Source organism: Aeromicrobium phragmitis, from assembly GCF_003674095.1.
GTDB classification, from domain to species: Bacteria; Actinomycetota; Actinomycetes; order Propionibacteriales; family Nocardioidaceae; genus Aeromicrobium; species Aeromicrobium phragmitis.
The window spans coordinates 44,987-71,612 of sequence record NZ_RDBF01000006.1 but is presented as its reverse complement, the minus strand read 5'-3'; the positions used below and the strand labels follow the sequence as shown (position 1 = coordinate 71,612).

Here is a 26,626-nt window from a genome sequence, read left to right as displayed (position 1 = left end):
CTAGCGTGACGAGCATGGACCAACGTCTCAGTCTCATCACGCTCGGAGTCGCCGATCTTGCCCGTGCGCGGGCCTTCTACGAGAACGGCCTCGGGTTCGTCAAGGCCAACGACGAACCCGAGGTCGCCTTCTATCAACTCCCCGGGATCGTCCTCGCCCTGTGGTCTCGCGCCGAGCTCGCCGCCGACGCCGGCGTCACCGATACCGGTGCCCGGTTCTGCGGCATCGCCCTCGCGCACAACGCGCGGACCCGCGAGGAGGTCGATGCCATCCTCGCCCGCGCGGTGGGCGCCGGCGCCGTCCTCACCCGGGCCGGGGAGTCGACGCCGTGGGGCGGGTACTCCGGCTATTTCGCCGATCCGGACGGGCACCTCTGGGAGGTCGCTCATAACCCGTTCTGGACGATCCACGCCGACGGCCGCACCAGCATCCGCTGAACGTCAGTGCGTGACGGGGCATCGGCCGGCGAGGTCGTCTCCCCCGCCGGAGCGCTTTGGACCGTCGTTGTCCGACGGGGTACGCGGGCGCAGTTCGAGCGTGAAGCCCTTGGGAACAATGGTCAGACGCTCGTCGATCCGCAACTCGTAACCCGGGTCGCCGGTGATCTCGTACCGGTGCAGGATACGGGCGAGCACGAGGATCGCCTCGTGAAGAGCGAACTGCCGACCGATGCAGGCGCGCTCGCCCGTGCCGAAGGGCTTGTAGATGTTCTTGGCCCGCCCCCGACTGTTCTGCGCGAGGAAGCGGTCGGGGTTGAACTGATCGGCGTCCTCACCCCAGACCCGCGCGTCCCGGTGAGTCAGCGGCAGGATGATCAGCGCCCAGTCGTCCGGTGTCATGCGGTACTTCCCCGCGAGCAACGTCTCCTCGCGCGGGCTGCGCGAGAATGCCGGAGCGGTCGGCCACAGGCGCAGCGCCTCGTCGAGGATACGCCGCAGATACCGGAACTTCGGCACCTGCTCGAAGGTCGGCTCCGCCTCGGGGTCAGCACCTAGGATCGCGTCGGTCTCCGCATGCGCCTGCGCCAGCACCTCCGGATGCCGCGACAGGTAGTAGAGCGAGAAGCTCAGCGCCCCCGACGTGGTCTCGTGCCCGGCGACGAGAAACGTCAGGATCTGGTGCCGGATGTTGACGTCGTCGAGCCGCTCGCCCGTCTGCGGATGCGCGGTCTTGAGCATGAGGTCGAGCAGATCGCCGCGATCCTCTCCCCCGGCCCGTCGCTGCGTGATCAGGTCGTCGACGAGCTGGTCCACGTAGGCGAGGTGGTCGGCGTTCTCCGCGTCGATCTTGCGGGCGATCCGCTTGCCGCCGGGGATCGTGTCGAGCGACGACTTGCGCATTCCCGTGGTGAGGGCGGCGATCATGGCCGGCACGAACGGATGCACTTCTCGGGAGGTGAAGGAACCGAAGTCGCGACTGAAGGCCGTGCGGCTGATCGTCTCCATCGTCAGTTTGGTCATGTCCGCAGTGACGTCGATCGGCCCGCGCACCGCGTCCCACACGTCGAACATCTCGCGCGCGGTCTCCAACATCGTGGCGTGGTAGCCGCGCATGGACTCTTTGGTGAAGGCCGGCATGAGGAGGTCGTGCGCCCGCTGCCAGTTCGGCTCCCCGTCGTAGGCGGTGAACAGCGCATCGCCGACGAACTCTCGCAGCGCCTCCAACGCCGGCGACAGCGCCTTGCGGAACCGGCTCTCGTCGCACAGCTCGGCCGCGAGCTCCGCGCTCTGCACGAACACGAACTTCTGTCCGAACACCCGGACCTCGAAGATGTCGCCCATCGTCGGAGCGAGGCGCATCACGTTCGACAGCGGGGTGCCGGTGCGCAGGTGCAGCGCATCACCGGCGATCGGGACGCGTCCAGGCGGATGCTCGAAGCTGTGGCCCGACCAGTCGTTGCGCACCGCCATCAGAGCTTCGTCCTCGAGGCGACCAGGGCGAGCATCCGCTGGTATCCCGGACCCACCACGCGGATGAGGAGGTCGAGCGCCACGGCGTCCGGGCCGATGAGCACGCGGGGCTTCCGCTTCTCCACGCCTCGCAGGATGATCTCGGCCGCGCGCTCGGGCGAGGTGCGAGCGATCCGGTCGAAGACTCCCTCGATCGTCTCGCGATCGCGCCCCTCGGTCTTTCCCGCGTTGCGTGCGATGTCCGTGCGGATGCCGCCGGGATGGACCGAGGTGACGGCGACGGGCCGCTTGCGGAGCAGCATCTCGATGCGCAGCGTCTCGGTGAAGCCGCGCACCGCGAACTTGGCGGCGTTATAGGCCCCTTGCGTCGGCGAGGCCATGATGCCGAAGACGCTCGAGATGTTGACGACGTGGCCGTCGCGCGAGGCGATGAGATGGGGCAGGAAGGCCTTCGTGCCGTTCACCACCCCCCAGTAGTCCACATCGGTGACGCGCTCGAGGTCGGCGAAGTCGAGCTCCTCGATGTCGCCGACGAACGTGATGCCGGCGTTGTTGATCACCAGGTGCACGACGCCGAACTGCTCGACGACCTGTGCGGCGTAGGCGAACATGGCTTCTCGGTCGGCGACGTCGAAGTGGTCTGCCCGCACCTCGGTGCCGTACTGCGCGGCCAGCGCCTCGGTTTCTTTCAGCCCCTCTGCATCGATATCGCAGACGGCGATCCGGGCTCCCCGCTTGGCCAGTTCGAGAGCCAGTGCGCGACCGATTCCCGAGGCCGCCCCCGTGACGACCGCGACGCGGCCGGTGAAGTACGTCATCCCTGCTCACCCCTTCTACTTCAGATACCGACAGTATCTGCTTTCGCCGGGATGTGCGACGGCTCACATGAGACGGCGGCGGGGCCGGAGCCGCACATCAGGCATCGGCGGTGCCGGAATGACGGCGCCGTCATGCCCGTCCACGTGACCGAAGCGCGCGGCCTGGGCCTGCCAGTCCTCACGTGCTCGGGCGACCTCCTCATGTGTACGGCCGATGAAGTTCCACCACATGACGAGCTCTTCCTCGAACGGTTCACCGCCGAGGAGCATGACGATGGCCGCTTGCTCGACCTCGATCCGGATCGTGTCCCTGCCCGGCGCGAGGTACCGCAGATCACGATGCGCGAGCGTCTCCCCCGCCACGATGAGCTCGGCATCCACGGCGAGCACCCCGTGCTCGAACGCGGGAGCCACCGGCAGGTCATGAGTGCCGGGCTGGAGCCGCAGTTCCACCCCCAGCGCCGGGGAGTGGACGGTGGCGCCCGACCGGACTCCCCCGAAGTCTCCGACGAGCACCGTGGCTCGCCACCCCTGCCCTTCGGCGCGGGGCAGGTCGGGGTGATGCTCGAACGCCGCCGGTCCGTGTCGGGCGGCGTCCGGCAGCGCCACCCAGAGCTGAATGCCGTGCATGTCGGCCGGGAGGTCGTCGTCGACCACGGAGAACTCCGAATGGGACACGCCGTCTCCGGAGGTCATGAGGTTGAGTTCGCCCGGTTCGAGGATCACGTCGCTGCCGAGATTGTCGCGGTGTCGGATACGACCGGTGATCGGCCACGTCACCGTCTGCAGTCCGGTATGTGGGTGCGGCAGGACCGTCATCGTCGACGAGGTAGGCCCGAAGTGATCGACGAAGCACCACGGCCCGATGGTGGGCAGTCCCCGGCTCGGCAGCGTGCGGTGCACCGTGAGCTGGCGGATGCCACCGAGCGGTACCTCGCGCGCCGGGATGGTGTGGTCGCCGATCATGCGAGGAGCTGCTCGTGGAGGCGCTTGACCGTCTCGGCGTCGCCGCCGGCGGCACGGAACCAGCCGTGGACGCCGTCCTCGTGCTGGTCCCAGACGTCGAGAACGGCGACGATCGCGTCGACCGGGGTCGTGAAGTAGGCCGTGGGAAGCTCGGCGCGGCGTGGACCGAAGACCCGGCGGAACCGCGCCTCGATCTCCTCCTTGTTCTTCGCGGTGACGAGATAGTCGTCGACGATGTCGTCACGGCCGACGCCGAGCAGCGACAGCGTGAGCGCGACCGACACCCCGGTGCGGTCCTTGCCCGCCGCGCAGTGCACCAGCGTGGGCCCCTCGGCGCGGGCGATCTCGTCGACGACGTCGACTAGGTAAGGCGCCGATGTCTGCAACATGAGCAGGTACAGGTCGCCGAGGCTCTCCGGCGGCGCCACCCCCGGTCGCAACGCGCTCAGCAGCGGGAAGTTGCGGATACGAGCGCCGGTGGCCGAGAGCGGGTGCTCCGGCTCGACCTCGTGATGGGACCGCAGATCGAGCACGACACGGGGCGGCCAGACGATGTGCTCGGGGGCGCGATCGTCCGACAGGGGTAACGCACTGCGCAGCAGTCGGCCCGGCTGGACCGCGCCATCGCCGGCCTGAAGACCGCCGACGTCACGCAGATTGGGCACGAACTCGCTCACAGCACCCATCGTAGGTGAGCGAACCCACAGTCTCGCGAATCCGTTCCGGCCTCGGCCGGTGCCCGGATGTCGCACGACGGAACTAGAATCGCGGTATGCCCCCTCTCCCCAAGAGCACCGCGAAAGCCGCCGCCGGCGCAGTCGCCGCGATCTCGGGGACCTACGGGCTACTCATGGGCGAGGTCCTGCTGGCCCGCCGGCGCATCGGAACCACGGACGAGGTTCCGCCCGTGGCCGACGGCGTCTACGGAGTCGATTTCCCCGGTACTCCGGTCAAGGTGCTGGTGCTGGGCGACTCGACCGCCGTGGGCTACGGCATGAAGCGCGCCGATCAGACGCCGCCGGCGCTCATCGGGCTCGGGCTGTCACACCTGTTCGATGCACCGGTCGACGTCCGCTCCGTCGCCAAGGTGGGGGCGCGCTCGTCCCACCTCGCCGAGCAGATCGAGTCGGCCATCGATCACGCGCCCGATCTGGTGTTCATCCTCGTCGGCGCCAATGACGTGACGCATCAGGTCTCACCCGGTCGGGCGTCGCGCTTCCTGAGCGAGGCGATCGGCCGGCTGCGCGCCGAGGGTGCCGAGGTCGTCGTCGGAACGTGCCCGGATCTGGGCACAGTCAAGCAACTGCCGCAGCCCCTGCGCGCGGTCGCCCGCCTGCTCAGCCGTCAGATGGCCCGCGCGCAGACGGTCGCCAGCGTCAAGGCCGGGGCGCGCGTCGTCTCGCTGGCCGACCTGCTCGGGCCGCTGTTCGTGTCCAAGGGCGAGGCGCTGTTCGGCGAGGACCGCTTCCACCCGTCCGCGATGGGCTACGCGACGATGGTGTCGTTCCTCAACGCGGCGGCGGCCGCGGCGTGGCGTGAGCGGGCGCATCAGGCGTACGCGGGCGCTCCGCGCGACTACATGACGGTCGGTGAGGCGGCGCTGGAAGCTGCCGAGCACGGCGGCACCCAGGTCGTGCCGGACGGCCGGTGGGCGAGCGTCCTACGCCGTCGCCGCTGACCGCCGCGAGCGGTGCGTCATCACGCACGCTTCCGATCGGCGGTGCGCCATCACGCACGCTTCCGATCCGCGGTGCGTCATCACGCACGCAGAGCGCTCCAGCGCGTGAGAGGTCACCGCTCGGAGCACGGAGGATGCACGAAGGGCCGGTACCCGCGGGTACCGGCCCTTCGTCGCGCTGCGGCGATCAGTCGTTGTTGGCGAAGATCGCGAGAATGCGCAGGATCTCGATGTACAGCCAGATCAGCGTCACGGTCAGGCCGAACGCGGCGCGCCAGGACTCACGCTGCGGCAGACCCGCGGCGACTCCCTGCTCGACGTAGTCGAAGTCGAGGATCAGCATGAACACCGCGAGCACCACGGCGATCGCCGAGACGATCAGGCCGAGCGTGTTGAAGCCGCGCAGGCCGCCGGACTCGAAGACGCCGAACATGCTGAGCACGAAGTTGACGAGCACGACGCCGACGAAGGCGAACACCGAGATCGTCACGACACGGCGGAACTTGTCCGTGACCTGGATGTTGAAGAACTTGTACGCCGCGAGGGTTCCGGCGAACGCGATGATCGTGCCGAGGACGGCCTGGAAGACGATCGACGGCTGCCCGACCCAGGTCGAGATGATCTTGGAGAAGGCACCGACGAAGACGCCCTCGACCAGCGCGTACGCCATGACGAACGCGGGGTTGACGACCTTCTTGAACGAGTTGACGAGCGACAGGCCGAGGCCGATGATCGCACCGCCCATCGCGAAGGCGTAGGCGCGCGCGACCGCGCCCTCGTCGACCGCGAGGTCGCCGAGCAGGAACCAGGTGACGGCCGCGGCCGCCGCCACGAGACCGAGCGTGATGCCGGTCTTCTCGACGACGGTGTCGATCGTCATCCGGTCGGTACGGGTGGGGGTTTCGCTCGTGGTCGAGCCGGCGTCGCCACTCAGATCGATCGTCCACTGGGACGGATCGGAGTACGGCGTCGTGGCGCGGTTGAACTCCTCGCTTCGGGCGAAGACGGGGTTGTTGCTGCGCATCGTTCCTCCGGTGGAATGTGGCCTCTGTAGTCCCATCGTAGTAGAACGGTCCAACGACGTCTGCACCTCTCCCAGATGGGGCGGCGATAGGGTTCGGGGGTGTCCGAGAGCCCCGTCGACCCGCGCCACCACCGCGACGTCGTGTCGTTCATCCGCCGCGGTGGACGGTTGACCGAGCGTCAGCAGCACGCGTGGGACGACCTCGCCGCCAGCTACGTCCTCGACGTGCCCCGAGCGGTGTCGAGCACCTCGGTGGATCCGGACTTCCGGGTGGATCTCGCGGCGGTCTTCGGCCGTCAGGCGCCGGTGGTCATGGAGATCGGCAGCGGGCGCGGCGAGTCGCTCGTGCACGCGGCGGCTGAGCATCCCGACATCGACTTCCTCGGCCTCGAGGTCTACGTGCCGGGCGTGGCGCAGACACTGGTCACGATGCGGCACGAGAACGTCACGAACGTGCGACTCGCGGTGGTGGACGCCGTGCCCGCGCTCTCGACCATGCTGCCGGCTGCCGGCCTCGAGGAGCTGCGCGTGTGGTTCCCCGATCCGTGGCACAAGAAGCGGCACCACAAGCGGCGGCTGGTCACCGACCACTTCGTGCCGCTCGCGGCCCGGGTCCTGCGTCCGGGCGGAGTGTGGCGCCTCGCGACGGACTGGGAGGACTACGCCGAGCAGATGCGTGAGGTCCTCGACCGCGCCGAGCCCTTCGAGTTCTCCGGCACGTGGTCCGAGCGCTTCTCCGGGCGTCCGATCACGAAGTTCGAGGCGAAGGGCCTCGCCAAGGGTCGCACCATCCGCGACCTCTCAGCGGTCCGCCGCTGATCCGGCGGCGACCAGAGTCGTCTCCCACGGGACGTCAGATCATCGCCTGGGTCGCGGCCCAATCCGCCACCCGGCGACGACTCTCCTCAGGTGACAGATCCTCGACACGCGTCATGATCGACCAGCGCACGCCGAACGGGTCGAGCACCGAGCCGAACCGGTCGCCGGACACGAAGGACTCGACGGACTCGCGCAACGTCGCCCCGCACTGCAGCGCCCGCGCGACCACGTCGTCGACATCGGGGACGTACAGCGCCAGGGAGTAGCTGGCCCCGCGCTCGGGATCGCCCGGCACGAGCCCGTACTCCTCGAGCGGATCGCTGAGCGTCAGCCGGCCGTGCCCGAAGTCGAGTTCGGCGTGGGCGACGTCATCGCCGAGATGGGTCACGTCGTTGATCATCGCGGCGAAGACCTCGCGGTAGAAATGCAACGCCTTCGTTGCGGGCGAGACGACGATGTGCGGAGTCAACGAGGTGCTGCCGTGCGGTACTCCATGGGTCGTGTGAGCACCCGTGACAGCCGTAGTCTTTTCGGTCATGGGCCCATCGTCGTCGGAGCCGACGGCGCGATCTTGAAGAAACCGGACAGGGGGCGCGGTGGTCACCTCGCGAGGGCATCTCAATCCCGGCGATGCCGAAATCCGGTTCGACCGCTTCGACCCGGCCCTTCACCCGCTCGTTCGCCATGTCTGGCTCGCCCGATGGGACGTCCCGGAGGGCCAGAGCAGACCGCAACGCGTCCTCACCTATCCCGCCGGCAACGTCGTCGTCGGTCCCGACGAGGCGTCGCTCCACGGCACCAACCCCCGCGTCCAGGTCCGCGAACTGACCGGGCGTTCGTGGGTGGTCGGCATCCTGTTGCGCCCGGCCGCGATACGCATGCTGACCGCGACACCACCGGTGTCCCTGGTCGCTTCCAGCGAGCCGCTGCCGTCGGCGCCGAGCGAGGAGATGGTCGCTGCGATGTCCGCGGACGATCCTCGCGCCACCATCACGACGATCCTCCAGCGCTGGCTGCGTCCGCTCGCGCGACGCGTCGACGATGCGGGACTCCTCGCCAACGAAGCATGCCGCATCGCCGAAGAGGATGCCGAGCTCCTGCGGGTCGTCGATCTCGCGGCCCGGCTGGGTGTCGGCGAGCGGCACCTTCGGCGGATCGTGCACGATCACGTCGGCCTCACGCCGAAATGGCTCATCGAGTGCCGGCGGCTCCAAGCCGCCGCGACGACACTGTTCGGTACCCCCGCCACTGACCTCGCCGCGCTAGCCGCGGACCTCGGGTACGCCGATCAGGCCCATTTCACCCGGTCGTACCGCGCCGTGCTCGGAGAGACGCCGGACCAGACGCGCCGCGCCGGTGCGAAAGCGGCATGAAGCGAGCACTCGTGTCGAGCTCGAGCCTGCGGTCGGTGGGCTACGACGACACCACGCACACCCTCGAGGTCGAGTTCCACAAGGGTGCGATCTACCGTTTCGACGCGGTTCCTCGCGAGGTGCACGATGAGCTCGTCTCCGCCGAGAGCATCGGCCGCTACTTCAACGAGAACGTCCGCGACGCCTACCCCTACCGACGATTGAAAGGGCACCGATGAGCGACAGTTGCACGGAGTGCGGCGCTGTCCTGCCGCCGTCCGGCGACTGCTGGACCCGCGTCCACGAGCTGCTGGAAATCGAGAACCGCGTCCTGCCTCGGATCGACGCCGAGACCGCCAAACGCGCCCACTACTTCGCCATCGCGAGCTACCAGCTGCAGCATCCGTCGCGGCTCACACCGTCGGCAGCCGACGGGCTGCTCAACGGGCTTCGTGACATGCTCAGCGCCGGCGCTCCCCCCATCGACGCGTTCCGCCGCGCTGTCGGACGTCAGATGGCGGGCACCAAGGTCGGCCGGGACGCCGCGGTCGGCGATCGTCACCACGTCCACCCGGACTGGCCGCGACGCTGGGGGGTCACGGCCGTCGACGTCCTGGCACGGCCTGACGACGCGTATCCGCAGGCCGTGACCGAATGGGCATCCGCATGCCTACGCGAACTCGACGTGGCGCTCGGCTAGGTCGTAGGGATTCGGGGGCACCGCGCAGCCCTCACTGACGCGTCGTTCGCCTCGTCATGACGAAGTCCGCGTGGTACAGCACGTCGCCGGATCGTTCCCCGAAGGCCCAGAAGCCGCTGTCGTCGAGATAGACGATATGCGCGCCGCACGTCCAGTAGCTGCCCGTGTAGGCGTCGGCCCGACCGTGCCGCGTCTCGCTGTATCTGCCGCCGGGCAAGAGGTGCTGCTCGAGGGCATGGGAGTCGTCGGCCCATGTGCCGCACCAGGACGGCGCCTCGGGACCGCTAGCGGCCGTCGGCTCGCCGCGCCATGCCATCACGTGCCCGGCCACCACGACCATGACGAGGTCCGCGGGCCGGATGATCATCCACGTCTCGAAGGCGCGGGGGCCGACCCGAGATGTCGTGACCGCAAACGTTCCTGGGGCACCCGGCACGAGTTCGTTAGTGGTCGGAGGCACTTCCCGCCCGCGCCGATCCGCACTGCCGACGACGAGCGGGACGATGGATGCACCCTGCGCATCCACCAGGCACGACCCGGCCGGCCGGACCTCCCGGTCCCGGCCGACGTATGTGATGACGCCGTCCTGCACCCACAACTCCGCACGTGCGGGGCGCGACGAGGAGACGGGGATCGTGGCCCCGGCGACGACGAGAGGCGACGCCTGCTCGGGCTCGTTCCTCGGCAGCATCGGGGTTTCCTCCCTTGGCTGGGTCGACGCGTCGGACGCTGCTCTCCGAACCACGGCTGGAGAGATCCCATGAGTGCTCCCGGTGGGATTCGAACCCACACTGCGACGGGTTTAAGCCGTCTGCCTCTGCCGTTGGGCTACGGGAGCGATCGCGGTCAGGTGCGGACGGCGACGTTGATCGGGTCCTGACCTGCCCGCAGTGCGTCGATCTGCCGGCGCACGACTCGCTCGATGCGCGGTCGCATCGCCGACGTCATCCCGCCGACGTGCGGCGTGATGATGACGTTGGGTGCCGACCAGAGCGGGTGCTCGTCCGACAGCGGCTCCGGATCGAAGACGTCGCTGGCGAACCGGATGCGGGGCACCGCACGCAGCACCGCTTCGGTGTCGGCGACCTTACCCCGGGCGACGTTGACGACGATGGCGTCGTCGGGCAGCGCTGACAGGAAATCGTCGTCGATCAGGCCCGTGGTCTCCTCGGTCAGCGGCACCGCGACGATGACGACCTCGGCCTGCGGGAGCAGCTGAGGCAGCTCGTCGGTGCCGTGCACGTAGCCGTGCTCGTCGTCGCGCGCCGTGGTGCCGACGCGGATGAGCTCGCACCCGAAACCGCTCAACCGCGCGGCCACCTCCCGGCCGATGCCCCCGACGCCGAGCAGCATGACGCGCTTGTCGACCAGGCTCGACGTCCACACCTTCGACCACGTCGACGCCGCCTGCTGCCGCCCGAACTGATCGAGGCGTCGCGCCGCGGCGAGCGCCAGCGTGACCGCGAGCTCGGCGGTCGACTCCTCGTGGACGCCGACGGCGTTGCAGAAGACGCCGCCGGGCGGAAGATGATCGGCGACGCCGTCGTACCCGAGGGACTGGCCCTGGATCACGCCGACGCGGTTCGTGTCGACGTTCGCCATGGCGCTCGGCTCGAGCGTGTACGGCCACACCACGAGGTCGAGGTGCCCGTCGGGTTGGGCACCTTGGGTGTCCCACACGAGCAGATCCAGGCCGAGGTCGCTGAGGCTGTCGAGCCAATCGGCGTCGGGCACGCTCACGCGCATGCGGGTCACACTCCCTTCGTCGCGGCGGCACCCCATGCGATGCCGTCCAGGATGTCGTGCTCGCTGACCACCATCGTGTCGGTCTCCAGCGGCAGATGTTCGATGAGCCGGTCGAGGATCAGCGCGCCGCCGCCGATGACGTCGGCGCGACCCGGATGCATGAACGGCAGCGCCCGGCGGTCCGCCACGGCCATCGACGCGAGCGACAGGCAGGCCTCCCGCACGTCGTCGAGGTGCAGTCGCGCCTGATGGATCGCCTCCGAGTCGTAGGACGGCAACCCGAGCGAGTGCGCGGCGATCGTGGTGATCGTGCCAGCGACGCCGACGAACGCGTCGGCACCGTCGAGCCCGGCCACCGCAGGAACGATCGCCTGGTCGACGTACTCCATGCAGGCGGTCATCTCGGCGACCGACGGCGGGTCGCCCGGGAGGAACCGCTCGGTCAGGCGGACGCTGCCGATGTCGAGGGAGGTCGCGGCATCGACTCCGCCCTGGTCGCCGACGACGATCTCGGTCGAGCCGCCGCCGAGGTCGACGAGCAGAGTACGCCCGCCCGCCAGCTCGCGCGTGGCGCCGTCGAAGGAGGCACGCGCCTCCTCGTCACCGCTGAGGACTTCGGGACGGACTCCGAGGATCTGCTCGACCCCGTCGGCGAATCGGCCGGCGTTCGCAGCGTCACGGACGGCCGAGGTCGCGCAGAACCGGACGGTCGCGGCATCGAGTCCCCGGATGAACTCGGCATACTCGGCGGTCGCCGACAGAGTGCGCTCGATCGCCTCGTCGGCCAGGCGCCCGGTCTCATCGACTCCCTGCCCCAGGCGCACGATGCGCATCTCGCGCAGCAGGTCGGTCTTGGCATCCCCCGCGACGTCGGTGACGAGCAGGCGGATGGAGTTGGTCCCACAGTCGATGGCAGCGACGCGCTCGGGCATGCACCTCACCCTAGCGAGCGCCTGGGCCGACCGACGCTCCGCCGACCTTAGAGTGTGCTCGTGACCTCACCTCAGCGCCGCATCGTGACCGTCTTGTCACTCGTCCAGGTGATCGGCGGCATCGGCAACGGAGCGGGGCTGGCGATCGGCGCCTTGCTGATCGAGGACATCAGCGGATCCGAGGGCTGGGCGGGTCTCGCCACCGTCGCGCTGACGCTCGGCGCCGCCCTGTTCACGGTTCCGTTGTCGACGCTGGCGGCACGGTGCGGACGCCGACCCGCACTCACCGCCGGCTGGTGGCTAGGTTCCCTCGGGGCCGGATTCGCCGTGGCGGCCGCGAGCCTCGAGTCCCTCCCCTTGGCACTCGGCGGACTGCTGCTGTTCGGCGCGAGTACCGCGGCCAACCTCCAGTCACGGTTCGCCGCGGCGGACCGTGCCGAACCGGCCCGGATCGGCCGCGCGATCTCGATCGTCGTCTGGTCCACGACCGTCGGCGCGGTCATCGGCCCGAATCTGACCGGCCCGGGTGCCGCCGTCGCCGATCGCGTCGGGGTGCCTCAGCTCGCCGGACCGATGCTGTTCTCCGTTCTCGCCTTCGCCGGCGCCGGACTCGTGACGTGGCTGTTCCTGCGACCGGACCCGCTGAGGTTGATCGGGCGCGCCGCCGACGGTTCCTCCCGCGGCGCGATCCGTCGTGCTCTCCCGCACATCCGCGGACGCGCCGCGGTCGCCGTCTTCGCGGTCGCCTCCTCGCACGCGGTGATGGTGGCGGTCATGGCGTTGACGCCGGTCCACATGCAGGGGCACGGTTCGGCGCTTCACGTCATCGGTCTCACCATCAGCCTGCACATCGCCGGCATGTACGCCCTGTCGCCGGTGCTCGGATGGCTCGCCGACCGGGTCGGGCCGGAGAGCACCATCCTGCTCGGCCAAGCGATCCTGGTGGCGGCCACGGTCCTGGCCGGGACTGCCGGCCACTCCGAGACCCGCATCACCGCGGGCCTGATCCTCCTCGGCCTCGGGTGGTCCGCCTCGGTGATCGCCGGCGCCGCGCTGCTCACTCGCACCGTAGAACCCGAGGTCCGCCCGTTGGTCCAGGGGTTCAGCGATCTGGCGATGAATCTGGCGGGCGCGGCCGGCGGACTGATCGCCGGGCTCGTGGTAGCGGCCTTCGGGTTCGGCGCGCTCAACGCAGCGGCGGCGCTGCTCACCATTCCCGTGGCCGTGGCCGTCCTCAGTGCGCGGCGGTCCCTGCGCCCGGTGGGGTGACGACGAGCAGGTCGCCGACCTCGCACTGGAGCACGTCGCAGATCGCCGTCAGCGTCGAGAAGCGGATCGCCTTCGCCCGGTCGTTCTTGAGCACCGACAGGTTGACCACCGTGACGCCGACCAGCTCGCTCAATCGGGTGAGCGTCATCTGTCGCGCGGCGAGCAGTTCGTCCAACCGGCAGTGCACGCGGCCGAGATCGTCCTCGGGAGGCATCAGACCAGGCCTTCGGTGTCGCGCTGCATCCGCTCGCCCGCATGAAAGGCCGATGCGAGCGCGCCGACGCCCATCGCGGCGAGCACCGCGACCCAATCGACCCGGAACTGCACGGACTCCAGCAGCTCACGGTCGGCGACCAAGGCGAGGGCGCCGTTGCTGGCCATCGTGGAGAACAGGAAGGAGATCAGCCAACCGAGCGCGATGAGCACGGACACCGCGCTCACCAGCCGGGTGTTGGCGCGGCTGAAGAACCGTCCGGCCATGAGGTTGCGGCACAGCACCATGACGCACACGACCACCCCGATCGTGGCGAGGGCGGGAACGATCGCCGCGCCGAGGGCGGAGACGTACGTGGCGACCGGCATGTCCGAGACCTGGATCGTGGCGGTGGAGACCTCGCCGGACAACGGCTCGCCGTTCGGCCCCAGTGGAAGGGCGAGGCGCTCCCCCATCAGCTGCACCGTGACCGGCACGTCCCGGTTGGGCACGATCTCGACCAACCGCACCACGAGACCGACCAGCGTCGAGACGACGATCACCCCGCCGACGATGAGCACCGCCCACAGGTCCGACCGCGACGCACCGAATGGGGACTTCTCCGACATGACACCCTCCTGCTATATCGACTTTCGATATTATCGAAACACGATATGGCCGGTCGGTCAAATCCCGCCCGCTCCCCTCACCCTCGAGGCGTGCGGGTGACCAGCCGCGGCACGACCCCGATCGCGAGCGCGACCAGCACCGCGGCCACCAGCGCCACCGTCGTGCTGGGGACCACGGCGCCGCCGAGCAGGCCGATGCCGACGTACAGCACCGCCCAGGCGCCCGCGGAGGCGACGGCCGTGAGCGCGAAGCGGTGCCACGGGTATCCGCTGACCGCAGCGGCAGCCAGCACCGGCAGGCGACCAGCGGGAATCAGGCGCGACGTCGTCATCGTGGCCAGGTCGTTGGCCTCGATCCGCCGCCCCATGGCCGCCATCGCGGGGCGATCGGCGTGCAACCACGGAACGCGCTGCGCGATCCGTCCGCCGGTGAAGGAGAACAACGCGAAGACCACGAGATCCCCCAGGTAGGCGCCGAGCCACCCCACCGCCAGCACCAGCACGATCTCCCACGGCGCCTCGTCATGGGCCAGGACCGCCGCAGCCGCCAGCGCGGGACCGGTCGGGACCACCGGCACGACCGCCCCGAACGCGACCGCAGCCAGGAGGACAGCCAGATGCACCCAGCCGAGATCCTCAGCCACCGAGCTCCTCCCAGCGCAGCCGGGCGCCGTGCGGCGCGAGCGAGACGTCGGCGCCGGCGTCCACGGCCTCGACGAACCGGCGGCCGGGCATGCGGAACAACCGGTGATACGTCGACGCCCAGCGGCGCATCCCGATCGGCCAGAAGGTCCCCCAATGCACCGGCACGGCCCAGCGAGCTCCGACGCGCCTCACCGCCTCGGCGGCCGCGGCCGGGTCCATGTGCCCCTTCCCCAGCGTCGGCCCCCACCCACCGACGGGCACGAGCGCGAGGTCGATGTCGCGCACGTCGTCGATGTGATCGGCGAGCGCCGTATCTCCCGGATACCAGACGGAACTGCGGCGCCCTCGCACCACGAAACCGAGCGGCTCGCCGCGCAACCGCGAGCCGTGGTGCCGTTGATCCGAGTGCGCCGCGGGCGTGACCTCGATCCGCAACCCGGTGGACGTAGCGACCGTCCCCGAGGTGACCTCGTCGACGTCGAGGCCCGCCCCGCGGAGCAGACGCCCGCCGTTGCGGGGGACGAGCACCGTGGTCCCCCGCCGGAGCCGCCGCAGCGACGGCACGTGGAAGTGGTCCGGGTGGAGGTGGGATACGACCACGAGGTCCGCTTCCAGAGCCTCGGGCGCGGGGGTCGGAGTGCGCCGGCGCAGGTGCATCAGCCGGTCGGCGAACACCGGGTCGGTGAGCACCCGCCGACCGTCCAGCTCGACCGTACTCGTCGCGTGGCCCCACCACACGGCTGCTACGTCACTCACGGCGATCCTCCGTTCGGAGCCCGAGTTGGTGCAGCCGCCCGACGAGCACCTCGTGGACCGCCCTGCCGTCGAGTGCGGTCTCGGGGACGTCCCAGTCGGCGGGATGCACCAGCATCGCCTCCGTCTGGCCACCGCCCAACCCTCCGTGTGACCCGACGAGTTCCTCGAACGCGACGACCTCGTCGAGGCGCGCGTCGTACCGCCCCATGACGATGAGGTCACCGGCGTGAGCACGTCCGGCCGCGTCCAGCACATCGCCGGCGGCGAAGGGTCCGTAGTCCAGCAGCGGGTCCGTGCCTTCGCCGTCGACCACGCCGCCCGCGGCGTCCAGGCTCCGCCAGCCGTCCGCACCGTCGACGCGCAACCGCCCCTCGGCGGTCCGGGTGAGAACGAGACCGATGTGCGGGTGTCGCACCAACCCCGTCACCAGCATGGGGTATCGCTCGTCGATGAGCTCGCGAGAGGCGACACCCGGCACGTCGCGGAGATACACCTGGGCCAAACTGCCCGATGCCATCACGACCAGGGGGTCGCTCTCGTCCGGTTCGGGCTCCTCGGGCGACCCGGACCCTCCGCTGCCCACCGCGACGGTGCGGGTGGCCGCGCCGATCAACCGGCTCGCACCGGGAGCGGCCTCGGTCAGCACGTTGGCCGGCCCCCACGTCTCCGCCGGCCGGTCGTCGTGGTGCGCGGCGCGGGCCGGAAGCGCGGCGAGCGCATCGACGACCTCAGCCAGGGTCGCGCCGCTGAGCTGGCGGAAGGTCGGGCCCTGCGACTGTCCGTGATCGGAGACGACGGCGATCTCGTAGTCCCGGCCCGTGTCCTCGGCCACCTCGGCGAAGAACTCGAGAACGCGGTCGAGGCCCTCGATCGCCCGCAGCGATTCCGGGCGCGCCGGGCCCGCATGGTGAGCGACCTCGTCGAAATCGACGAAGTCGACGAAGATGACCGGCGCTCCGATCGCCATGTGCTCGGCGACCAGGGCGACGTTGAGGTCGCGCAACACCACGGTGGTGAGACCGCGCAGCAACACGAAGTTTCCGCCTCGGGCCACCCGCGGAACGACGTCGCGGCGACGCTGCCGACGAGCCTGGTGCACCTCGGTGATCATCTGCCCGACCATCAGCACAAGCGAGCGGGCGAACCCGGCCGAGGTGGCCATGAACGCCGCGGCCCCACGGTCGCGTGGCACGCGGGCAGCGCTCATCGTCAGCAGTCGTACGGGCGCATCGCCGGAGTACTGATTGGAGATGCTCACGCCGCCGTCGGCCAGCAGTCCCCGGCCATCGGAGATCCGCTGCTGGACGAGGGCGACGTCATCGGGGCGGCTGCTCACGACGGTGCGGCCACGTTCCTTGTCGAACCAGCGGAACGCCGGAACGTGGTGCGTGTCGCCGTGCAGGAGCGCCGCCTGGCCCGCGGGGGTGGTGGCGGGAACGCCGGTGTGCCACGTGCGGAGCCGATGGCCACCCGAGCGCAACCAGCGTCCGATCGTCGGCGCGGACCCCGCCGTGACCGCATGCCGGAGCGTGTCGACGCCGACTCCGTCCAGTTGGACGATGACCAGACCCGGACCGCGTACGTCGCTGCCCCGGCCCCGGCGCAGCGCGCGTCCGAGCACCTGATTGAAGAAGGCTTCGTCGGAGGACGAGTCGAAGAACCAGTTGAGCACCGCCGCCACGACCACCGCGCCCCAGGCGGCCAGCACGATCTCGCTCACGCCGAAGGGGTCGACGCCGGGCAGCACCGCGAGGGCGATGCCGAGGATCACCGAGTCGGCCAGCAGACCGACGAGCAGGAGGCCGAGCGGACCGGTGAAGACCGCCAACTGCGTCAGGAACGGCCGCAACAACGCCCCCACGGCGAGCACGAGGGCGGCCACCGACAGCACCGCCAGCGCGTCGTTACCGATCTGCTCACCGGGCAGGAGCCACAGGCTGACGGCGAGGGCGGCGGCCGAGGTCATGAAGAGCCGCACCACGCCGACGAACCACCGGCCACTCGGGGTCCACCGGCGCAGCCGCCGAACCACCACGGCACCGTAGCGCCGTCTCATCCTCGCCACGTCGTCGACTCTAGGCCCCGGGTCGCCGCGGGGAGCCCGGGGCATCGCTGGGCAAATGTGACGCTGATCTCATAGGGTGAGCGCTGTCCGGTATCGTCCCACCGGTTCATCGAACGAAAGGGAGCAGAGCAGTGGCAGAGGTGAAGCGCGAGGCCTGGGGTGGCCGAACGGCGTTCATCGTGGCGGCAGTGAGCTCGGCGATCGGACTCGGCAACATCTGGCGCTTCCCCGGCGTCGCCTACGAGAACGGCGGAGGCGCGTTCCTCATCCCCTATCTGGTCGCCTTCCTCACGGCGGGTGTCCCGATCCTGTATCTCGACTACGCGCTCGGCCATCGTTACAAGGCCGCCCCGCCGCTGGCGTTCCGCCGCGCCGACAAGCGTCTCGAGCCGCTCGGCTGGTGGCAGGTCGCGGTCTGCTACGTTATCGCGATCTACTACGCGGTCGTCGTCGCGTGGGCGCTGGCGTACACGGTGTACTCCGCCACGCTCGCGTGGGGCGACGACGCCAACGCTTTCTTCTTCGGCGACTACCTCTCGGCAGCGGATCCGGGCTTCTCGCTCGACTTCGTGTCCACCGTCCTCGTGCCGCTGCTCGTCGTGTGGGTGCTGACGATCCTCGTGATGAGCCTGGGCATCCGCCGTGGCCTCGAACGCGTCAACCGCGTGACGCTGCCGCTCCTCGTGGTGCTGTTCGTCGCCATCGTCCTCTACGCGCTCACGCTCGACGGCGCCGCCGAGGGCGTCAACGCGTTCTTCACGCCGAGCTGGTCCGCGTTGGCTGATCCGACCGTGTGGATCGCCGCGTACGGGCACATCTTCTTCTCGTTCTCGATCGCCTTCGGCATCATGCTCACGTACTCGTCGTACCTCAGCCGCAAGGCCGACCTGACCGGGTCGGGCACCGTGGTCGCCTTCGGCAACTGCAGCTTCGAGATCCTCGCCGGCATCGGCGTCTTCGCGACGCTGGGCTTCCTCGCCGCGCAGCAGGCGACGACGGTGGGTGAACTCGAGGGCATCACCGGAGTCGGCCTGGCATTCGTCACGTTCCCGACGCTGCTGTCCCAGATGCCTGGCGGCGCCGTGATCGGTGTCCTCTTCTTCCTGAGCCTCGTGTTCGCCGGCTTCACGTCCCTGCTCTCGATTCTGCAGGTCGTCTCGGGCGCGGTTCAGGACAAGACGGGATGGAGCCCGGCCAAGACGGGCTTGATCGTCGGCATCGCCGCCGCCGTCCCGTCGGTCGTCCTGTTCTCGACCACGACCGGCATCAACACGCTCGACGTCGTCGACGCCTTCATCAACAACATCGGCGTCGTCACCTCGGCGGTCCTCACCCTGGTCCTCGTCGCCTGGGTGGCACGGGCCGTCCCCCGCCTCGCCGAGCACCTCAACGCCGGCGCGAGCTTGCGGGTGGGTCCGCTGTGGAAGGCGATGGTGATGTACGTCAGCCCGCTGATCCTCGTGGCGGTCCTGGTGACCGGCACCTGGGCCTACATCGCCGACGGCTACGGCGGATTCCCGCAGTGGTTCCTGCTCGTGGCGGGCTGGGGGGTCATCGCCCTGGTCGCGGTCGTGTCCGTGGGGCTCAGCTTCCAGCGGTATCGACGGCCCGACGCGGAGAACTTCACCCCCGACGACGTGGACGTCCTCGCCCGTGACGTCTCCACCGCACGCGACCGCGCCACGGGCAGCGGCAACGGAAGGAGCAGCTGATGACCCCCACCGCCATCGCCGTGATGATCCTCGCGATGTTGATCTTCTGGGGCGGGCTCGCGTGGAGCATCGCCCGCCTGCGTCATCATCCCGAACTCGACGACTGAACGGCGTCGGGGTCGGTACGGTCGGCGGCGATAGGCGCCCTGTACCGACCCACGCCGCTCATCGCCTCCGCGCCCATCAGCGCCGCCCCGGCTGTGAGATCGAGCTGAAACTCGAGGCCTTGCAACCGAGCGGTTCGTTCGAGAACCGAAACGTCGGTGCGGCTTGTGCCGCCCGCGTCGCCGGCGGCGCGCAGAGTCATGCAGCGTCGCCCGAAGCGGCTCGCAGCTGTCAGGCCCGATCTGCTTCGATCAGCCACCTGGCGTCTGTCGCTCCACCTCGGCCCGGTAGGCCTCGTCGAGGCGCTCCAGCACGGAAGGGCCAGCAGGCTGCTTCGCTCCCAGGTGGATCGCGCGCAGCTCCTCCATGAAGGCCTCCCACAACGCGGGTCCCCCCTCCTCGAGCACCTGGGCGCGGATGCTGAGTTCAGCGCTGACCGGCAGGAACCGCCGCCCCCAGGAGCCCAGGTGCGCCAGCACCGGAACCAACTGGATCGACTGCTCGGTGAGGCTGTAGATCTGCTTCTGCCGGTGCTGGGGGTCGGCGGCTCGCGTCACGAGACCCGCCTCGGTGAGCCGCTTCAAGCGATCACTGAGGATGTTGGATGCGATGCCCTCCTCGGACTCCGTGAGCAGCTCCCGGAAATGGCGGCGACCGCCGAACATGATGTCGCGGATGACCAGGAGCGACCAGTGATCTCCGATCACCTCCAGCGAGAGATTGATCGGGCACCCCGACCGCAGCGTTGCGGATCTCGCCATACGACCTCCTCGAGACTGGTTGCAGTTTACCACCGGGTGTGGTGGAGTAGCACCAGATGCATACTGCAACCAGTTTGGAAGGAGTGCCATGAGCCGCGTCGTCTGCGATGTCGCCGTGTCGCTCGACGGATTCGTCGCGGGGCCGGACCAGAGCCGCGAGCATCCGTTGGGTCGAGGCGGGGAGCAGCTGCACCGCTGGCAGTTCGAGACACCCGAGGAGAACGCGGACGAACGCGCCGCCATCGTCGCCGCCGGAGCTTTCATCATGGGCCGCAACATGTTCGGCCCGGTCCGGGGACCGTGGCCCGACGAGAGCTGGAACGGCTGGTGGGGTCCGGAGCCTCCCTATCACGCACCGGTGTTCGTCCTCACCCACCATCGGCGGCCGCCCGTCACGATGGACGGCGGCACGACCTTCACCTTCGTCACCGGGGGCCCTGATCACGCGCTCCAGCTAGCCCGGGAGGCTGCCGGTGATGCCGACGTGGCGATCGCCGGCGGCGCATCCACCATCGGGCAGTACCTCGATGCCGGACGCATCGACGAGCTACGCCTCCACGTTGCGCCCGTGACCCTCGGCGCCGGCGAGCGCCTCTTCGACGGCACGAAGCCGCTCTCCCTTCTCCCCGTGACGAGTCGGACCGAGCGCCTCGTCACACACCTGACCTATCGCCGCGACACCGCAGAGGAGAACTGACATGCCCACCCCCACTCACGTACTGCTCCACCGGTACACCCCGGGTTCAGGCCCGGCGGAGGGAACGGCGGAACACGACGCCGAGATGCGTCAGTGGGCGCAGGTCGATGAGGACCTGCTCACGAAGGGAGCGCTCGTCGCCGGGTTCGCTCTCGACGGGCCGGGAAAGCAGCTGGGCGCCACGCAGACCCCCGGCGACGACATGGTGTTCGCCGTCCACGTGATCGCCGCCGCCTCTGACGCCGAGGCTGAGCAGATCGCGAGCCGGATGCCGCACGTAGGCTACGGCTCAGTCGAGGTGCGACCGCTGATGGCACGATGACGACCTTCCTGTACTCGGCCACGATGTCGGTCGACGGATACATCGCGGGCGCGGCCGGCGACATGAGCTGGCTGAAGCCTCACCTGGCACCGGACCCGCTCGTCGACGAACTCGTGCCCCAGGTCAGCGTCATCCTGTCGGGCCGCCGCACCTACGACGGCGACGATCCGAACGCCGGGGACCCCAAGCGCGAAGGAGCATTCGAAGGCCGGTGGCACGGCACGCAAGTCGTGCTCACCCACCGCCCCCTGGCGGACCCGCCCGCGGACGTCGTCGTCGCCGGCGACCTCTCCGACGCCGTCGCGGCCGCGCGGGCGGCCGCCGGATCGAACGGCCTCGTGAACATCCTCGGCGCCGACGTCGCCCGGCAGTGTCTCGACCACGGAATCCTCGACGAGGTCCTCGTGTTCATCGCGCCCGTACTGCTCGGCGGCGGGACGCGATTGCTCGAGGGGACGCAGCGCACCTACTCCTTGCGACGCATCCGCGAAGCGGTGAGTTCGGACGCGGCGGCGCTCTGGTTCCGCGTCACGTCCTGACCCGGCCGCAGGGGCGCCGAGGGTAGGGTGCGCACGTGCCCTCGCTGAGCCAGCTCCCGTCCGCGACGGTGCCGTCGCCGAACGAGACGGGCCGCCGCCGATGAGGGCGTGGCTTCTGCTCGGCGGTGCGATCGCGGCCGAGGTCGCGGGCACCATGGCGCTGCGCGCCAGCATCGACCACCAGGCGTGGATCGCGCTCGTCGTCGCCGGCTATGTCACGGCGTTCGCCCTGCTGGCCCTCGTTCTGCGCGAGAAGTTGCCGATCGGCGTCGCGTACGGGATCTGGGGCGCGTCCGGCGTCGCACTCACCGCTCTGCTCGGCGCGGTGATCTTCGACGAACTCCTCAGCCCGCTCGCCGTCGCCGGCATCGTGCTGATCATCGTCGGAGTGGTCCTGGTGGAGACCGGCTCCCGGCGCCCCGAGGACGTGACGACGTGAGCTGGGTGTGGCTGACCCTCGCGATCGTCGCCGAGATCGCCGCGACCTTGAGCCTGCGGGCGAGCGACGGCCTGCGCCGCCGCCGCTGGGTGGTCGTGATCGTCGCCGGATACGGCATCGCGTTCACCTTCCTGGCCCGCGCGCTCGACGAAGGCATGAAGGTCGGCGTGGCCTACGGGGTCTGGACCGCGACCGGCATCGCCGCGGTCGCGGTGCTCGCCCGCGCCTTCTGGGACGATCCTCTGACCCGGCGGATGCTGCTCGGCATCGCGGTGATCGCCACCGGCGTCCTGCTCGTCGAACTGGGCTGATCCGAGCGCAAGACGCCGCAACGGCCCGTTCGAATGGTCTCGGCGCTGGCCCCTAAACAGGGCACGTGGTCCGTTCGGATGATTCACGACGTTTCCGTTCGCCCCGACGCCAGACCGCTGATATTACCGGGATGAGGGGGTAGATCCTAAGGGGCCCGAATGCTGCAGCGGAGCATGCTGAGGGGGGACACGCCGGGGCACGATGTGCCGCGACTCAGCGCCGCTGCCGCGCTGCCCTATCTGTCGCGCTACCTCGGGTCCGGGGCGGACACGACCCTTCTCGTCGTCGGCGCATCGGGATTGGGCAAGACCCACGTCCTCGAACAACTCGCCCGCCGGGAGGACGCCCCGATCCTTCGAGGCCAGGAGGACGAGCAGCAGTTCGACCTCTCCGGGCTCTCGTCCTTTCTCGGCCTGCTCCATCCGGCGATGATGCACGAGCTGGGCCGTCATCTGCAGGTGTGCCGGGACGACGACGCGGGACTCTACGCCGCCGCCCACGACCTGCGCGAACTGATCGGCGGGTTGGGTCTTCCACCGACCTTGGTCCTGATCGACGACATCGACCTCTTCGACCGTCAGAGCGCCGCCATTCTCGCGACGCTGCTCCCGCGGCTGTCCGGCACGAACGTCCGGGTCGTCGCGACCGCGACCACGCCGCCACGCGGATTCGGCTCGCTTCGCCAACTGCACTTGGCCGAGTTCAGCGGAGCCGAGGCCGAGCGGTTGGCCAAGGAGCGGTTCCCCGGCGCCGATTCCACGACCCTTCGCCTCCTCCTCGAGTACGCCGGCCGTGAGCCGGCGACATGGCTGCGCGCCGTGGGCGAGCTGTGCGAACAGCAGCGCAGCGGCGCCACTCCCCTCGCCCTTCCCTTGACCACCACCGGATCGCATCCGGGCATGCCCGCAGCAGAGCCCGAACAGTCGCTGCTGCTCGACGTCGCGTTGAGCCCGCTCACCCATGGCGAGACCCTGGCCGCGCTCCACGACGATGCGGACGCGTCGATCGCCGAGCTGCTCGACACGGGGACTCTGCGCGCGCACGGGCCCTACGTCTACCTGCACGATCAGCGATTGCGGTCCGCGATCCTCCGTCAGGCCACCAAACGGCGCTGGCGCGAGCGGCGTGCCGCACTCGCGGACGCCGTGAGCGAGGAGTTTTCCGAGCTCGGCGCCTGGTACCGCAGTTTCCTCACCGCCGACACCGCCGTGGCCGAGGAACTGTTCCGCGCCGCGAAGCGTGCGGCGGCGGAGGGGCACCTGCAGGCAGCGGCGGAGATGGCCGAGCGAGCCTTCGCGCGATGGCCGTCGACCGTCCCGCATCCCCCGGCCGTGGTCGACGTGTGCTGGGCGTTCCAGTGGGCAGGTGAGACCGCCCTCGCCACGCGGTACGGCAGGTGGGCGCTCACCGTCCGCAACGGCGCCGAGAATCAACTCCGCCTCGCGGCGGTGCAGTCTGTCGGCGCACTCAGCACGGGTGAGCGGCTCTTCGATGCCGCGGACGAGGCCCTGGTGACCCTGCATGGGGCGCGCCACCGGAACGAGGTCAAGAAGCTGGAAGGGATCGTCGCCGCGGCACATCTGGAGCGGTGGGAACCGGTCGCCGCTCGCGAGGCCCTCGATCGCGCCCGCTCCTTCGGGCGGTCCACCGGAGGCCTCGGCGACCGACTGCTCGCCGAACTCGCCCGGATCGCGGATGCGATCGAAGGCAAGCCCGGGCCGTCTCCGCTCCCGTTGACCACCTCAGACTGCGCGGTCGAGGAACTCATCGTGCGCGCACGCTTGCTCTCGCTTCGCGAGAACCACGCCGATGCACGCCGGCTCTTCGAAGTGGCGCTGCACCATCCGTCGATGCAGGACCGAGCATGGATCGCCTTCGCGCACTATGCGGCACTGCTGAACGAGATCGCCGGCGGAGATTTCCATGCGGCCCGCCGCACGTTGGACCTCTGGTCGGGTGACGCCCCCTGGATCTCGCGAGAGACGGCGACGAGCACCTGGGCCGACGCGTGGCGGCACTACTCGCTCGGGGAGATCGAGGAGGCGGTCGCCATGGCCGACCGCTCGATCGACATCGCGTCGCGCGGCGGCGCACCGGCCCATCACGCGCGCGCACTGGCACTTCGCGGTGTCGTGCAGCTGATGACCGACGACGTCGACGCGGCCCTCTCGGATCTTCGAGCGGTCTCGGTGCTCACTCGCGATTTCCCGTATCCCGGGCTGTTGCGCCAGTGGGGGGACTACGTCGAGGCATGTGTCCGGGCCGACTGCCCGGCAGAGGCGCGCCGCGCCGTGGAGAACTTCGCCGCACGGATGCGCGGGCGGTCGAGCCGCTGGGCGGCACTCGTCCTCTCGCGTAGTCGCGCCCTGGTCGCGCCCGTCCCCGAGTCGGTACGACAGCTGACCACGCTCGTGCGTTCACTCGACGAAGGTGAGCTCATCAGTTACGAGGGTGCCCGGACCCTCCGGTGTCTCTCCGCCCGGCAGGACGCGGCAGGCCAGCCCGCCGAGGCGCACCGGACGGCCACGACCGCCGCCACCATCTTCGACACTCTCGGTGCCGTGGGCTGGGCCGCTCAGACCAGGCTGGACTCGGGCCGGCTTCCGACTCGCGCTTCGCCGCCGAACGCTCTCGAGAAGCTGAGCCCGCGCGAACAGGAGATCGCCCGGATGGTCCAGTCCGGCCTGCGGAACCGGGAGATCGCCGAACGCCTGTACCTCTCGCTGCGGACGGTCGAACTCCGGCTGACGCAGATCTACCGCCGATTGGACATCGCGTCGCGGGCTCAGCTGATCGCGTTGTTGGGCGAGGACGCCGCCTGACCGACGGTCTCGGCGCGCCGGGTGGGGCTGCTCCAGACTCCCGAGGAGTGACGGGTGACGGCGTGCGCGAGGGCACGCAGGCAGAGCACCGCGTCGAGGACGCGGACGAGCGTGAACGCCGGAGCCAGGATCAGCATGCCCGGGCGACGGACGAGGACGGCGACGTAGATCGTGGCCACGAGATCGACCACCACGACCCCGATCAGGGCCGCCGCGACGGGCAGCCCGCCCGGCGACATCTCCCAGGACCACGGCTCCCCGGCAGCGATGCGCACCGTCGTGACGACCGCCAGTGCCGCCGTGGACGCGGCGAGGACGACCACGAGCAGACTGCTGAGGACGACCTCCGCAGCGAACAGCGACACGGCCGCCCAGAAGAGACTCCGGCGAGGCCGGTGCCGACGCAGGGTCTGCCAGAACCCCAGGTTCCACCGCCCCACCTGACGCACGTAATCCCCGAGCGTGTCGGGGTCCTGTGTCATGGCGCGTGCGGCCGTCGGGTCGAAGGCGACTCGACCGAGCCCCTTGGCGTGGATCTCGAACGTCATGTTGTAGTCCTCGATCGCCAGGCCGGGCGCTGCGATGTCCAATCGCTCGAGCACGTCCGTCCGGTACATGCTGGCGAAGCCGGGAACGATCGCCACGGCGTTCGCTCGTGCCGCGGCTTGGCCGTACTTCAGCAGGGTTTGGAAGAGGACGTAGACCCGCTCGCGATGGGCGATCAGGACGCGGCTCACCCACCCGCGCGACGACGTGGACCAGCGCGTGCTCGCCCGGCCGGCGACGGCCGCGACCTCGGGATCGTCGAACAACGGCAAGCCGGTCGTGAGGTAGTCCGCTGCCGGCAAGGTGTCGGCGTCGAGGATCATGACGACCTCGAAACGCCGGGTCAGGGCGAACTCCTCGAGCCCCGCTACGAGGGCACCCGCTTTCCCGCGGCCGACCTGAAGGTCGAGCACTCGGGCTCCGCGCGCGCGGACGAGGTCGACCGTGCGATCCGACGAGGCATCCGACACGACGAAGACCTGCTCGGGCGGCACCAACTGCTCGACCGCCGCCAACGTCGTGTCGATCACGGCTTCCTCGTTGTGCGCGGCCATCAGAACCGCGACATCGCGCTCACTGACGCGGTGAGGCGACGAGGGCGGGGGTCGCAGGATCCGTAGCAGGCGACGGCCGCCCCCGACGCCGGCCCAACACGCCGTGCTGAGGCCGAGCAGGAGCAACGCCGCCGCCAGCGTGGTGACCAGGTCGCTCATCTGTCGTCCGTCCGTCGAGGAACCGGGCCGTGCCACCCCGGGCGCCCGTCAGGTTACGCACGTCCCGGCGACGAGCGGACCGTAGCGCACCGCACCACGAATACGCCGTCATTGCGGGGTTTTGCGGTCGCGATGCGGAGCTCCGCAGTGTTGTGC

The 26,626-nt window shown here is 69.8% G+C and carries 32 protein-coding genes and 1 tRNA gene; 15 read left to right on the top strand and 18 right to left on the bottom strand.

The window, feature by feature from the left end:
• Nucleotides 1–14 precede the first annotated feature (14 nt).
• The gene (locus D9V41_RS09625; protein ID WP_121794351.1) at nt 15–437 is read left to right on the top strand and encodes a VOC family protein; all 423 of its coding nucleotides are present in this window, start codon (nt 15–17) and stop codon (nt 435–437) included.
• Between the two features lie 3 nt (nt 438–440).
• Here the strand turns inward: D9V41_RS09625 and D9V41_RS09620 are convergent, their stop codons facing one another.
• The 4 genes from D9V41_RS09620 to D9V41_RS09605 all read right to left on the bottom strand — a co-directional run bounded on the left by D9V41_RS09620 (nt 441) and on the right by D9V41_RS09605 (nt 4,371).
• Nucleotides 441–1,910 carry a cytochrome P450 gene (locus D9V41_RS09620; RefSeq protein ID WP_121794350.1) on the bottom strand — a complete coding sequence of 490 codons (1,470 nt, stop codon included), beginning with the start codon at nt 1,908–1,910 and terminating at the stop codon, nt 441–443.
• Nucleotides 1,910–2,728, bottom strand: a complete 819-nt coding sequence (locus D9V41_RS09615) for an SDR family NAD(P)-dependent oxidoreductase (RefSeq protein ID WP_121794349.1) — start codon at nt 2,726–2,728, stop codon at nt 1,910–1,912. The genes D9V41_RS09620 and D9V41_RS09615 overlap by 1 nt, the downstream gene beginning before the upstream one ends.
• A 63-nt stretch (nt 2,729–2,791) precedes the next feature.
• On the bottom strand, nt 2,792–3,694 hold the full coding sequence (locus D9V41_RS09610) for a pirin family protein (RefSeq protein ID WP_121794348.1): 903 nt from the start codon (nt 3,692–3,694) through the stop codon (nt 2,792–2,794).
• Nucleotides 3,691–4,371 (bottom strand): tyrosine-protein phosphatase, encoded by a 681-nt coding sequence (locus D9V41_RS09605; RefSeq protein ID WP_166375982.1) that lies wholly within the window; start codon nt 4,369–4,371, stop codon nt 3,691–3,693. Before D9V41_RS09605 ends, D9V41_RS09610 begins: the two co-directional genes overlap by 4 nt.
• A gap of 95 nt (nt 4,372–4,466) precedes the next feature.
• Here D9V41_RS09605 and D9V41_RS09600 point away from each other — a divergent pair, with 95 nt between their 5' ends.
• The gene (locus tag D9V41_RS09600) at nt 4,467–5,372 is read left to right on the top strand and encodes an SGNH/GDSL hydrolase family protein (RefSeq protein ID WP_121794346.1); all 906 of its coding nucleotides are present in this window, start codon (nt 4,467–4,469) and stop codon (nt 5,370–5,372) included.
• A gap of 187 nt (nt 5,373–5,559) precedes the next feature.
• Here D9V41_RS09600 and D9V41_RS09595 read toward each other — a convergent pair whose 3' ends face one another.
• Nucleotides 5,560–6,396: a Bax inhibitor-1/YccA family protein gene (locus D9V41_RS09595; RefSeq protein ID WP_121794345.1), complete on the bottom strand. Its 837-nt coding sequence runs from the start codon at nt 6,394–6,396 to the stop codon at nt 5,560–5,562.
• A gap of 99 nt (nt 6,397–6,495) precedes the next feature.
• Here D9V41_RS09595 and trmB point away from each other — a divergent pair, with 99 nt between their 5' ends.
• Complete coding sequence (trmB, locus tag D9V41_RS09590; protein WP_121794344.1) at nt 6,496–7,215, top strand: tRNA (guanosine(46)-N7)-methyltransferase TrmB; 720 nt, start codon at nt 6,496–6,498, stop codon at nt 7,213–7,215.
• 34 nt (nt 7,216–7,249) lie between these two features.
• On the opposite strand, the gene D9V41_RS09585 is transcribed toward trmB, so the two are convergent.
• Nucleotides 7,250–7,753, bottom strand: a complete 504-nt coding sequence (locus D9V41_RS09585) for a VOC family protein (protein WP_121794343.1) — start codon at nt 7,751–7,753, stop codon at nt 7,250–7,252.
• A gap of 58 nt (nt 7,754–7,811) precedes the next feature.
• Between D9V41_RS09585 and D9V41_RS09580 the strand changes: the two genes are divergently transcribed.
• Genes D9V41_RS09580 through D9V41_RS09570 form a run of 3 tightly spaced genes read left to right on the top strand, consistent with a single transcriptional unit; the run spans nt 7,812 to nt 9,267 of the window.
• On the top strand, nt 7,812–8,588 hold the full coding sequence (locus tag D9V41_RS09580; protein ID WP_121794342.1) for an AraC family transcriptional regulator: 777 nt from the start codon (nt 7,812–7,814) through the stop codon (nt 8,586–8,588).
• Nucleotides 8,585–8,806 carry a KTSC domain-containing protein gene (locus D9V41_RS09575; protein WP_121794341.1) on the top strand — a complete coding sequence of 74 codons (222 nt, stop codon included), beginning with the start codon at nt 8,585–8,587 and terminating at the stop codon, nt 8,804–8,806. Before D9V41_RS09580 ends, D9V41_RS09575 begins: the two co-directional genes overlap by 4 nt.
• On the top strand, nt 8,803–9,267 hold the full coding sequence (locus D9V41_RS09570; protein ID WP_121794340.1) for a DUF5946 family protein: 465 nt from the start codon (nt 8,803–8,805) through the stop codon (nt 9,265–9,267). The genes D9V41_RS09575 and D9V41_RS09570 overlap by 4 nt, the downstream gene beginning before the upstream one ends.
• Before the next feature lie 31 nt (nt 9,268–9,298).
• Here D9V41_RS09570 and D9V41_RS09565 read toward each other — a convergent pair whose 3' ends face one another.
• From D9V41_RS09565 to D9V41_RS09550, 4 genes are all read right to left on the bottom strand, one after another.
• Nucleotides 9,299–9,958 carry an Atu4866 domain-containing protein gene (locus tag D9V41_RS09565; RefSeq protein ID WP_121794339.1) on the bottom strand — a complete coding sequence of 220 codons (660 nt, stop codon included), beginning with the start codon at nt 9,956–9,958 and terminating at the stop codon, nt 9,299–9,301.
• 74 nt (nt 9,959–10,032) lie between these two features.
• Nucleotides 10,033–10,105 (bottom strand) — tRNA-Leu (locus tag D9V41_RS09560).
• A gap of 8 nt (nt 10,106–10,113) precedes the next feature.
• A complete protein-coding gene (locus D9V41_RS09555) occupies nt 10,114–11,013 on the bottom strand; it encodes an NAD(P)-dependent oxidoreductase (RefSeq protein WP_243697228.1) in 900 nt (299 codons plus the stop codon).
• A gap of 5 nt (nt 11,014–11,018) precedes the next feature.
• Nucleotides 11,019–11,945 carry a Ppx/GppA phosphatase family protein gene (locus D9V41_RS09550; protein WP_121794337.1) on the bottom strand — a complete coding sequence of 309 codons (927 nt, stop codon included), beginning with the start codon at nt 11,943–11,945 and terminating at the stop codon, nt 11,019–11,021.
• A 60-nt stretch (nt 11,946–12,005) separates the two neighbouring features.
• Between D9V41_RS09550 and D9V41_RS09545 the strand changes: the two genes are divergently transcribed.
• Nucleotides 12,006–13,214: an MFS transporter gene (locus D9V41_RS09545; protein WP_243697220.1), complete on the top strand. Its 1,209-nt coding sequence runs from the start codon at nt 12,006–12,008 to the stop codon at nt 13,212–13,214.
• Here D9V41_RS09545 and D9V41_RS09540 read toward each other — a convergent pair.
• The 5 genes from D9V41_RS09540 to D9V41_RS09520 form a co-directional block, all read right to left on the bottom strand.
• Nucleotides 13,180–13,428, bottom strand: a complete 249-nt coding sequence (locus D9V41_RS09540) for a helix-turn-helix domain-containing protein (RefSeq protein WP_121794335.1) — start codon at nt 13,426–13,428, stop codon at nt 13,180–13,182. The genes D9V41_RS09545 and D9V41_RS09540 overlap by 35 nt on opposite strands.
• Complete coding sequence (locus D9V41_RS09535) at nt 13,428–14,036, bottom strand: DUF2975 domain-containing protein (protein WP_121794334.1); 609 nt, start codon at nt 14,034–14,036, stop codon at nt 13,428–13,430. The genes D9V41_RS09540 and D9V41_RS09535 overlap by 1 nt, the downstream gene beginning before the upstream one ends.
• Before the next feature lie 77 nt (nt 14,037–14,113).
• Nucleotides 14,114–14,680: a DedA family protein gene (locus D9V41_RS09530; RefSeq protein ID WP_166375981.1), complete on the bottom strand. Its 567-nt coding sequence runs from the start codon at nt 14,678–14,680 to the stop codon at nt 14,114–14,116.
• A complete protein-coding gene (locus D9V41_RS09525; protein ID WP_166375980.1) occupies nt 14,673–15,437 on the bottom strand; it encodes an MBL fold metallo-hydrolase in 765 nt (254 codons plus the stop codon). Before D9V41_RS09525 ends, D9V41_RS09530 begins: the two co-directional genes overlap by 8 nt.
• Nucleotides 15,430–17,493 carry an alkaline phosphatase family protein gene (locus D9V41_RS09520; RefSeq protein WP_166375979.1) on the bottom strand — a complete coding sequence of 688 codons (2,064 nt, stop codon included), beginning with the start codon at nt 17,491–17,493 and terminating at the stop codon, nt 15,430–15,432. Before D9V41_RS09520 ends, D9V41_RS09525 begins: the two co-directional genes overlap by 8 nt.
• 140 nt (nt 17,494–17,633) lie before the next feature.
• Between D9V41_RS09520 and D9V41_RS09515 the strand changes: the two genes are divergently transcribed.
• The gene (locus D9V41_RS09515) at nt 17,634–19,214 is read left to right on the top strand and encodes a sodium-dependent transporter (RefSeq protein WP_121794331.1); all 1,581 of its coding nucleotides are present in this window, start codon (nt 17,634–17,636) and stop codon (nt 19,212–19,214) included.
• A complete protein-coding gene (locus D9V41_RS09510; RefSeq protein ID WP_121794330.1) occupies nt 19,214–19,321 on the top strand; it encodes a methionine/alanine import family NSS transporter small subunit in 108 nt (35 codons plus the stop codon). Before D9V41_RS09515 ends, D9V41_RS09510 begins: the two co-directional genes overlap by 1 nt.
• Here the strand turns inward: D9V41_RS09510 and D9V41_RS17585 are convergent.
• Together D9V41_RS17585 and D9V41_RS09505 are read right to left on the bottom strand one after the other, a co-directional pair.
• Entirely contained in the window at nt 19,300–19,521 is a 222-nt protein-coding gene (locus D9V41_RS17585) for a hypothetical protein (protein WP_133434163.1), read from the bottom strand. The genes D9V41_RS09510 and D9V41_RS17585 overlap by 22 nt on opposite strands.
• 49 nt (nt 19,522–19,570) lie before the next feature.
• On the bottom strand, nt 19,571–20,080 hold the full coding sequence (locus D9V41_RS09505; RefSeq protein ID WP_121794329.1) for a winged helix-turn-helix transcriptional regulator: 510 nt from the start codon (nt 20,078–20,080) through the stop codon (nt 19,571–19,573).
• 88 nt (nt 20,081–20,168) lie between these two features.
• Between D9V41_RS09505 and D9V41_RS09500 the strand changes: the two genes are divergently transcribed.
• The 6 genes from D9V41_RS09500 (at nt 20,169) to D9V41_RS09475 (ending at nt 25,211) form a co-directional block, all read left to right on the top strand.
• On the top strand, nt 20,169–20,777 hold the full coding sequence (locus tag D9V41_RS09500) for a dihydrofolate reductase family protein (protein WP_121794328.1): 609 nt from the start codon (nt 20,169–20,171) through the stop codon (nt 20,775–20,777).
• A 1-nt stretch (nt 20,778) separates the two neighbouring features.
• Nucleotides 20,779–21,099, top strand: coding sequence for a YciI family protein (locus D9V41_RS09495; RefSeq protein ID WP_121794327.1), 321 nt, complete (start codon nt 20,779–20,781; stop codon nt 21,097–21,099).
• On the top strand, nt 21,096–21,638 hold the full coding sequence (locus tag D9V41_RS09490; RefSeq protein ID WP_121794326.1) for a dihydrofolate reductase family protein: 543 nt from the start codon (nt 21,096–21,098) through the stop codon (nt 21,636–21,638). The genes D9V41_RS09495 and D9V41_RS09490 overlap by 4 nt, the downstream gene beginning before the upstream one ends.
• Nucleotides 21,639–21,738: 100 nt before the next feature.
• Nucleotides 21,739–22,077 (top strand): DMT family transporter, encoded by a 339-nt coding sequence (locus tag D9V41_RS09485; protein ID WP_121794325.1) that lies wholly within the window; start codon nt 21,739–21,741, stop codon nt 22,075–22,077.
• Nucleotides 22,074–22,388 carry a DMT family transporter gene (locus tag D9V41_RS09480; protein ID WP_121794324.1) on the top strand — a complete coding sequence of 105 codons (315 nt, stop codon included), beginning with the start codon at nt 22,074–22,076 and terminating at the stop codon, nt 22,386–22,388. The genes D9V41_RS09485 and D9V41_RS09480 overlap by 4 nt, the downstream gene beginning before the upstream one ends.
• Nucleotides 22,389–22,547: 159 nt before the next feature.
• The gene (locus tag D9V41_RS09475; protein ID WP_121794323.1) at nt 22,548–25,211 is read left to right on the top strand and encodes a helix-turn-helix transcriptional regulator; all 2,664 of its coding nucleotides are present in this window, start codon (nt 22,548–22,550) and stop codon (nt 25,209–25,211) included.
• On the opposite strand, the gene D9V41_RS09470 is transcribed toward D9V41_RS09475, so the two are convergent.
• On the bottom strand, nt 25,175–26,470 hold the full coding sequence (locus D9V41_RS09470) for a glycosyltransferase family 2 protein (RefSeq protein WP_121794322.1): 1,296 nt from the start codon (nt 26,468–26,470) through the stop codon (nt 25,175–25,177). The two genes, D9V41_RS09475 and D9V41_RS09470, sit on opposite strands and share 37 nt — an antisense overlap.
• Nucleotides 26,471–26,626 lie beyond the last annotated feature (156 nt).